This window comes from Falsigemmobacter faecalis, assembly GCF_003863335.1.
Lineage (GTDB): Bacteria > Pseudomonadota > Alphaproteobacteria > Rhodobacterales > Rhodobacteraceae > Wagnerdoeblera > Wagnerdoeblera faecalis.
In genome coordinates this window covers 1-2,079 of the sequence record NZ_RRAZ01000081.1, presented here as the reverse complement: position 1 = coordinate 2,079, position 2,079 = coordinate 1, and the positions used below count along the sequence as shown (strand labels likewise).

Below are 2,079 nucleotides of genomic sequence, written 5' to 3'. Positions count from 1 at the left end.
GAAAATCCACTTATCCCGGCTGTTCAGATTTCTGCAGCCACCTCATAATTCATAGTCCCTTAAAAAGAGACCTTTGAAGCCGATAGTCAGCAAGCTAGGTTGGGGCCATCGGTCAGCAACCGTAGAGAGCGGCATGAAAAAATCTGCCTTAACCGCGCTTTTGGCTATCTTTTGCAGTGGGCCGGTCTGGGGGCAGGATGACAACTCGTTAGCTGGCCCAGACTCGGTTTCTCGGACTATTCCGCTACCATCGAGGAAGCCGCTTGGAACTGGCTGCCCGGAGATTTGGTGTTTCACAATGGTTTTAACCGCTTTGATGAAACTGTCAGGGGCGCTGAATCTGGGGTGTGGGCATCAGTAGCTGTGCTGCGACCTTCAAGCGGCGGGCCGGTCGCAATCTATGTTGATGAACAGATCGGCGTGACTGAAACGCCTCTGGACCATTTCATCGAAGGCGCATCTTACGCTGTCTTTCGCATTCGGGGGGGGGGGGGAAAGAGCATCGGTCAGAGGAATTTCATGCGGGGCCGATGGCGCTATTCGCAGGTATCACTGCGATTGAAACCCATATGATTATGAAATTATATTTGAAAACAAGAAGTTCTATAATGCTGAGTTGGTGTTTGCGACCGCGTTAAACGCAGGGTTCATACTCGGCAAACCTACGCCTTTACGAGACCTCACAACACCAGACGCACCTCTTGGGCAGACCTTGCTCGAACGCTGGCGGGACCACTCCTTTTGCATCGAAGCGACTGACGAACTTATGGGCTGGGAGTGGATGCGCAATTTGGCAATCGTAACGCAAGAACGCTGATCGGTTCAGAACACGTTGAGCAAGTTTATCCCTGACCGGCAGCTTTGTTCCGTAAAGTGGTCGTTCAAGCCCTATCGCAGCAAGGCTTGATAATTCAATCTTTTATCACCATCACTCTGAGCGGAGCCACCCATGAAGGCGATGACCACAATCGGCCTCGATCTGGCCAAATCCGTTTTCCATGTGCACGGTGTCAGTGCTGAGGGCGCCCTGGTTCTGCGACGGCCATTAGGCGCGCTCAGATGCTGGCCGTTTCTCCCGTTTGCAACCCTGCCTGATCGGTATGGAAGCCTGTGGCGGGGCTCATTCTTGGGCGCGCGAGCTGTCGGGCCTCGGCCACGCGGTCCGGTTGATCCCGCCCTCTTGTGTGAAACCCTTTGTGCGACGCGGCAAACCCGATAATGCGGATGCCGAGGCGCTCTGCACGGCTGTCGCGCAACCTTCAATGCGCTTTGTGCCGGTAAAGACCCCGGCGCAGCAGGCGGTTCTGATGCAGCATCGGGTGAGGGATTTTCTGATCCGGCAGCCGCCGCCGCTGGCCAATGCGATCCGTGCCGTCGCCTGACTTACGCGGTCCCGCCGGGGCCACGTTCAGGCTCCGGCCGGCGCGTTCGGCATCGTTGTCGCGAAGGGCGTGCACCATATCGAAAAGCTGCCCGGTGAGGCCGCCGGCGCTTATCTGCCTGAGCCCGTGACCGCTTCGCCTGATCTGCGGGCCTGGGCATGGGGCTGACCCCGAAGCCGGGGAAGCACCGGGTGGGTTCTATCCCGAAGATGGGCAATCGCTCCCTCAGGCGCCTTCTCTGCCTCGGCGCGATGGGCGTTATCTCCGCGCGGCGAAAGGCACGGAAGCAAAGTGATTGGCTGGGCCGGATCCTCGCGACAAAGCCGGCCAAAGTGGCGGCGATCGCGCTGGCAAACCGTATGGCCCGGGCGATTTGGGCTATGCTTGTAAGTGCTGGGCGTAATCTCCCCCAAACGGCTGGATGAAAAATCCCCAGTTGGGCGCTGATACCGATGGTCAGGGGGCATGCCCCCTGACCATCGGTGGCGCAGAATTCCCCCTGCTGATGCCAAGGAAAGGGCGGGCAGGTGGTGGGATTAAGGGAGCTTGTGATGATCCTGGAGTTAAGGCGTCAGGGCCTCGGTGTCAGCGCGATCGCGCGACAGACCGGGCTCGATAGAAAGACGGTTCGAAAATATCTGGACCGCGGGCTGGAAGCGCCGGTCTATGGCCCGCGAGAGCCGGGTGAACGAATGGC

At 58.4% G+C, this 2,079-nt stretch carries 1 protein-coding gene and 1 pseudogene; both read left to right on the top strand.

From position 1 onward, the window contains the following. The first annotated feature begins 949 nt into the window (after positions 1–949). A pseudogene (locus EG244_RS20035) lies at positions 950–1,807 on the top strand (IS110 family transposase). Between the two features lie 102 nt (positions 1,808–1,909). Continuing rightward, positions 1,910–2,079, top strand: a 170-nt coding sequence (locus EG244_RS20030) for a helix-turn-helix domain-containing protein (protein ID WP_158617386.1), incomplete at its 3' end; no start/stop codon positions are given.